This is a genomic window from Sulfitobacter sp. HI0027 (assembly GCF_001634775.1).
Classification (GTDB): Bacteria; Pseudomonadota; Alphaproteobacteria; order Rhodobacterales; family Rhodobacteraceae; genus Sulfitobacter.
The window spans coordinates 1-5,537 of the sequence record NZ_LWER01000038.1; the positions used below are offsets into that span (position 1 = coordinate 1).

6 protein-coding genes and 1 pseudogene are annotated in these 5,537 nt (G+C 55.9%); 2 read left to right on the forward strand and 5 right to left on the reverse strand.

Annotated features, from left to right (window positions below; genetic code table 11):
• Nucleotides 1–278, reverse strand: a 278-nt coding sequence (locus A3722_RS23025) for a helix-turn-helix domain-containing protein (protein ID WP_150120408.1), incomplete at its 3' end; no start/stop codon positions are given.
• Nucleotides 279–601: 323 nt separating this feature from the next.
• Here A3722_RS23025 and A3722_RS02485 point away from each other — a divergent pair.
• A complete protein-coding gene (locus A3722_RS02485; RefSeq protein ID WP_201721947.1) occupies nt 602–1,579 on the forward strand; it encodes a hypothetical protein in 978 nt (325 codons plus the stop codon).
• On the opposite strand, the gene scpB is transcribed toward A3722_RS02485, so the two are convergent.
• Entirely contained in the window at nt 1,576–2,190 is a 615-nt protein-coding gene (gene scpB, locus A3722_RS02490; RefSeq protein WP_067625356.1) for an SMC-Scp complex subunit ScpB, read from the reverse strand. The two genes, A3722_RS02485 and scpB, sit on opposite strands and share 4 nt — an antisense overlap.
• Nucleotides 2,187–2,297: pseudogene (locus tag A3722_RS23030) on the reverse strand (DUF1403 family protein); the annotation flags it as partial. The pseudogene A3722_RS23030 and the gene scpB, both read right to left, overlap by 4 nt.
• Before the next feature lie 442 nt (nt 2,298–2,739).
• Between A3722_RS23030 and A3722_RS23810 the strand changes: the two are divergent.
• A complete protein-coding gene (locus A3722_RS23810) occupies nt 2,740–3,456 on the forward strand; it encodes an ion channel (RefSeq protein ID WP_161487394.1) in 717 nt (238 codons plus the stop codon).
• A 73-nt stretch (nt 3,457–3,529) separates the two neighbouring features.
• On the opposite strand, the gene A3722_RS02505 is transcribed toward A3722_RS23810, so the two are convergent.
• Nucleotides 3,530–4,855 carry an APC family permease gene (locus tag A3722_RS02505; protein WP_009827230.1) on the reverse strand — a complete coding sequence of 442 codons (1,326 nt, stop codon included), beginning with the start codon at nt 4,853–4,855 and terminating at the stop codon, nt 3,530–3,532.
• A gap of 351 nt (nt 4,856–5,206) precedes the next feature.
• Nucleotides 5,207–5,537, reverse strand: a 331-nt coding sequence (locus A3722_RS02510; protein ID WP_201721948.1) for a transposase, incomplete at its 5' end; no start/stop codon positions are given.

The window sequence follows — 5,537 nt, forward strand, 5'->3', positions numbered from 1 at the left end:
CCATCATATCCCAGCTTCACCAGATCAGCATGCATTTGCTTCACTGTCCGCCGCTCTTTGCGTGACTTCCGCGTCTGGATTAAAAGCCAGGCTGACAGCCGATCCGAATAGGGATCCAGCTTGCTTGGACGCTTGGGCGTCTTGAACTGCGGTTCCACCGCACCTTCACGCAGATACTTCTTTATCGTGTTCCGAGACAAACCCGTCCGCCGGGCAATCTCCCTGATTGGCATCTTGTCACGCAATGCCCAGCGTCGAATGACACTCAAAAATCCCATGTCGATCACTCCAAATCCCCCCAACCAAAACCGTCGGGGAAGTGTGTTCACATGGGTCAATTCTCAGTGACAATTTATGGGGCTACCGGGTCAGTTCTCAGTGACAATCAACACAATTCGACGCCTCTTCCGGTCGAAAAGACCTCCTGGGCCCAGAGGACCTGCTAAACGCAGCCGGTCGTGCCGGCCGGGCAGGCGAAAGCGCAACCGGTATCGTTCTAGTCATCCCCGGACAGGTCGTCGGCCTGGACGATGCTGAGAACAAGATCGGGTCAAGATGGAGTAGGCTGCGAGACATATTTGGCCAAACCGATCAGTGTTTGGTGCTGGACGATCCATTTACGGCCCTAATGGACCGTATCCACAATAGCGCAACTGAAATCGGTGACTTGGAGCGTTACGTCGTCGCGCGCTTGGCAGAAACTGATCATGGCGACGATGGAAAAGTTGACATACGACTTGGCCTCGCGAGGAGCTTCGCGGCTTATCGTAAACGTCAAGATGCGGACGAAGACTGGGTTGAAAGCAGAACTGCCGCAGCACTTTCACTTCTGAAGAGCGATGATGGAGACCTAGCCGTTGAGCAATTGTCTTTGCGCAACACCGCATCCATGTTGGGGCTGCCGGAGGATATTCTGGACGACATGTCAAAGGCTCTCAGCAAGCACGGTTTTAGAAACTTCAAAACCGTCGAAAGCTTGTGCGATTGGGTGTTCGAGTGGCTGATGGTTAAACCGGAGTACCTGGTTCGCTTGGTCAAGTTGGAGACCCTGGAGTATCTCTTCGGAACGGAAATCAAGAAGCTAAAGGATGATCAATCGCGTGCATCCTACTCACTTCCGAAGCTTCGCGCGGCCTTGAAGGACTGGATGAACGGTGCGCCGCTCAAGAAAATTCAAAAGCGGCTTTCTGACAAAACACGCGACAAGAAGCGCTCTACGAGTGCTCGAAAGTTCGTGATTAGACTTGTTCCTGATCTCGCCCATCTCATGGGGGCGCCGCTTCAAATCCTTCAGGGTCATGTCAACGTGCATTCGGCGGAAAAGACAGAACCGTGTACAGCGATGGTGTTTGCCAATCGTTGCGTAAGGCGGGGATTTTCAAATGCTGAGATGGCCGCGTTTGGGTCACTTATGTGGTCAGCCAAATGGTCGCGGCGTGAAGTCCATCGACATTTCGCAGAAATCGTACCCTATCTCAAACCGGCTGCGGTTAGTGAATCTCAAGAGGCATTGGAAGCACGCGTGGAGTCCGCTTCTGATAGCGAACTAAACAATAGAGATCTGGACGACCTCATCTAATCAGCAAGATTGGACGGCTCGACAATTTCCAATTCCGGCAGATCCCGCAGGCTCTGCAGATCGAACGTCACCAGAAACGTCTCCGTCGTCACGAAGGTATGCGGCGCCCCGGGCCGCGGCGACCGGGGCCCGCTGGCGATCAAGTCCTTGTACCGCAGCCGGGCCAGAAGATCGCGACTGACCTCCTTGCCGAAGATGTCGGCCAGCCCGGCGCGGTCGATCGGCTGGTGATAGGCAATGGCGCAGAGCACCCCCATCTCCATCTCGGTAAAGGCGAGGGACTGGTCACCAAGGTCGGCGGTGGTCTTGATCGCATCGGCAAACTGCGGTCGCGTGCGGAACATCCAACCGCCAGCCACTTGGGCCAGTTCGTAAGGACGACCCGTCAGCTCGGCCTGGATGTCCTCGATCAGCATCTCCACGGAGGCCCCCTGCCCCACCACGCGGGCCAGATCTTCGCGACTTACCGGTGAGGCACTGGCGAAGAGCACCGCTTCGACCCGGCCCATCCATTCGCGCCAGCGCAACTCCTGCGGCAGGTCCTCGAGCTCGCGGTCAAAAACGGCGCCGCTTTCATCCGCCGGTTGCCGTTTCCTCGTTGCCGTCGTCATGGCGCGATCCCATAGAGCCGGAAAGTAGGCCGCCCGGTCAGTTCTCGCGCCACGCCCAGCTCGACCAGCCGGTCGCAGAACCGCCGCGCGGCACGATCTGTCATGGAGATCGACGTGCCGCGAACAAGTGGTGACAACTGTCACTGTACCCTAATTAATCAGAATCTGCGGATTCAGGGTCATTTTGGGCATTTTTGTACCCTTAATTGCAGTATATCCACAGGCCCGGTGCTTCAGGATTTGACCGCATCTGAGCACCTCCAAATTGCATCGGCCCGCGCCAGAAGCGCTTGACGATCTGCCCCAGATCCAAGCTCGGAGATGGCCTGCCGGGCTGCTCGTAGAGCGCTTTCTGACGCTCTCGACTTGCTCGTTCTATGTTCTTCCTGTTCCGGCAGATGTTCTGTTTCCCGCCGTCCCGGAAGCCGCTGGTCGAGGTCATTCGACAGAGCACGCATCCGTTCAATCACCCGACCATGCTGCGGAAAGGCGCGGCGTAACCCCCGAACCGCCCAATAGTTTCCTCTCAGAATGAGGGTAGCGCCCACAATGGGACGGGTCACGCCGACACCAACCGCGGCAAGTGCCATCAACCTTTCGCGCCCGTTCCCAGATGTGAGCGACCCCAGATTCCCGATCTCCAGCGCTGCCAAGAGATGCAAGGTCAAATCCACCCGGCGCAACCGCGCGGGATTGTTCGTGGTGACGGCGGACTTCAGAGCTTTGGCACCGCGATCAGCGCGCGCAAGAAGCCGACCTGATACGGCTACTTTTGGATACTGGCAAGTTCATCCAATCAGGAGCGTCTCTTTGCTTTTTTCACTAATTCTTGCAGTTATCGCCATCGTTTCGAGTAGTTGGATACATCTTGCGGTCATGCGGTGGGTATCGGTTGGCATGGCAAAGATACCTTTGGAGCCGTTCAATCGTGTCATGATGGCCGTACTGATCCTGTTTTTCGCGCATTTCGCCGGAATAGTTGTCTTTGCAGGCATGTTTGGCGTCGGTCACCAGCTTTTGAGCATCGGCGGCTTTTCCGGTGAGAGCGTTGATACCGTTCTGGATTATTTTTATTTTTCCGTCGTCAGCTATACGTCCCTTGGTCTTGGCGATATTTTCCCGACAGATCACCTGCGTCTTCTGACGGGCGTCGAGGCCTTGACCGGACTGTTGCTGATCGCGTGGTCAGGTGCATATCTTTTCGCGATGATGAACCGGCTTTGGGATTGGCCCCCCTGCGCCGAGCCTGACAAACCGAAAAAATGAAAAAGGGCATACCCGACACCTGCTAGCCGGACGCGCCTTTTTCAGGAGGGCTATAGCACTTTCGAGAAGTGTTTCAGTGGTCTTCGCTGGGTCGTGGTGCAGTCCAGCGCGACAGATAAATCCGTTGGAACACAAAGACTGATGTGATCGCAATCACAGCGTACACAACAATGAGCGGATCGGATTGCAGCTTCATAGCTGTAAAGGCCACCAGCACCACAGCGTCAAACAACAAGGCCAAGACGATGACAAATGCTTTCGCTTCAACCTCTTTTCGCATGAAGCGCAAGACGCCCCAATGGACGATCATGTCCATGATCAGATAAAAGAAAGCCCCCAATGACGCGATCCGGGTCAGATCAAAAAACACCGCAAGGATAGAGGCGATCACCACCGTATAGACCAGCGTGTGACTGCGGATAGGTCCCGACATCCCGAAATGCCGGTGCGGGATCATGTTCATATCGGTGAGCATGGCCAGCATCCGCGACACCGCAAAGACACTGGCAAGAACACCAGACGCCGTCGCAACAGCCGCCAGCACGACGGTAAAATAGAACCCCGCGTTGCCAAGTGCGGGTGCGGCGGCCTCAGCCAATGAATAGTCTTTGGCCGCGATAATCTGGTCTATCGTCAGGCTTGATCCGACCGCAAAGGCCACAATCAGATAGACAACAACACAGATCGTGATCGAGATAATGATCGTGCGGCCAACATTGCGGTGCGGATTGATGATCTCGCCGCCGCTGTTGGTGATCGTGGTGAACCCCTTGAACGCCAGAATGGCAAGGGCCACGGATGCTATAAAGCCGGTGATATCAAATCCGCCAGACGCCGTGCTCGCCGCGGCGAATTGAAACCCGCTTGCCCAAAGTGCTGCTATGCCGAACAACGCGATACCGCCAATCTTGAGCACCGCCATAATCAGCGAGAGCAGTCCAACCGATCGGCTACCGGCGATATTGACGAGAAAGGCAAAAAGGATCACCCCAACGGCAAGGATCGGCACCAGCGGACCACCAGTTATGTCGAAGGGTCGCAAGACATAAGTCGCAAAGGTTCGCGCAACGAGGCTTTCGGAGATCACCATTGACAGCGCCATCAACAGCGCCGCCGCTGCGGCAATTGCACCCGGTCCGTATGCCTTTTGCAGGATCATCGCGATGCCACCCGAAGACGGAAACGCATTCGACATCTTTACGTAGCTGTATGCACTGAAACTTGTGATGATCCCGCCCACGACAAACGCCAATGGAAAGAGCGGTCCGGCCAGCTGCGCGATCTGACCTGTCAGCGCGAAAATACCGGCTCCGATCATCACGCCGGTGCCCATCGCCACCCCGCCGCTTAGGCTGATGGAGCCTTTATTTTCAGTGTCGCCGCCGTGTTGATGATCCATTTAGAACGCCTTCATTTTCGATTTGTTGCGGGTTTTGCAATGGGCGGACGATCCGGCGGCGCGATCCGGTAATCGCGCTTGTCGCTCAACAAAGGATTGGGCGTCCGCACCAAGCATATCTCGTTGTTTACAGTATAGATAAGTGAGCTGGGAAGTGAAGGTCTGAGCTGGACTGTGTCTCAGGGATTTGGGGCGATCCAGAGCAAGAGCTACCAAAAAAATCATGCCGGTCCGTGCACGACATATGCATCACGATGCACATCTGCCGCGCACGGACCGGCTTTGGTTTTTTCGGACATCGTTACCTGATGCTGGCGCCGAGATGGTCTAGTGCTCTGAGTCTGACACTTCCTACCTGTTTCCGCGAGTTTCATCGAGCTTGTCCAGCGCGCGACGTTCCCGGGTGAGGATATCCTCTGCGGTTTTGGTCCATTTGAAGGGCCTTGGCTTCTCGTTGTGGTGGGCCAGATAGTCGTAGATCGCGGCCTCAAGATCATCGACGCTGGAATAGCTGCCGCGCCGGATGCGCCTTGATGTGATCTCGGCAAAGAAGCGCTCCACCAGGTTCAGCCATGACGCGCTGGTGGGCGTGAAGTGCAGCTTGAAGCGCGGATGCTTTTCGAGCCAGGCCTTTACCTCAGGCGTCTTGTGGGTGGCGTAGTTGTCGAGCACCAGATGCACA

Excerpts from the sequence above, each read along its gene's own strand:
- scpB (WP_067625356.1), bottom strand. The coding sequence starts at position 2,190 with ATGACGACGGCAACGAGGAAACGGCAACCGGCGGATGAAAGCGGCGCC.
- A3722_RS23810 (WP_161487394.1), top strand. The coding sequence starts at position 2,740 with ATGGGACGGGTCACGCCGACACCAACCGCGGCAAGTGCCATCAACCTT.
- A3722_RS02505 (WP_009827230.1), bottom strand. The coding sequence starts at position 4,855 with ATGGATCATCAACACGGCGGCGACACTGAAAATAAAGGCTCCATCAGC.